General features: G+C 54.1%; 1 protein-coding gene. It reads left to right on the top strand.

The features are described 5' to 3' along the window. The coding region (locus tag C1G57_RS11185) for a hypothetical protein (RefSeq protein ID WP_193434490.1) at nt 1-370 on the top strand (370 nt) is incomplete at its 5' end. Nucleotides 371-405: the final 35 nt, after the last annotated feature.

Raw genomic sequence — 405 nt, 5'->3', positions numbered from 1 at the left:
TATTGAGTTGGAACTACTGGCGCAGTTGGAACTACCGGTGGAGTTGGAACTACTGGCGCAGTTGGAACTACCGGTGGAGTTGGAACTACTGGCGCAGTTGGAATCACCGGTGGAGTTGGAACTACTGGCACAGTTGGAACTACCGGTGGAGTTGGAACTACTGGCGCAGTTGGAACTACCGGTGGAGTTGGAACTACTGGCGCAGTTGGAATCACCGGTGGAGTTGGAACTACTGGCACAGTTGGAACTACCGGTGGAGTTGGAACTACTGGCGCAGTTGGAACTACCGGTGGAGTTGGAACTACCGGCGCAGTTGGAACTACCGGTGGAGTTGGAACTACTGGTGGAGTTGGAACTACCGCTGGAATAGGAACTACCGGTGGAGTTGGGACTGCTGGTGAAGTT

Origin of the sequence: Streptococcus suis, assembly GCF_002960425.1 — a bacterium.
Lineage (GTDB): Bacteria > Bacillota > Bacilli > Lactobacillales > Streptococcaceae > Streptococcus > Streptococcus suis_S.
This window is presented reverse-complemented; position numbering and strand designations above follow the sequence as displayed.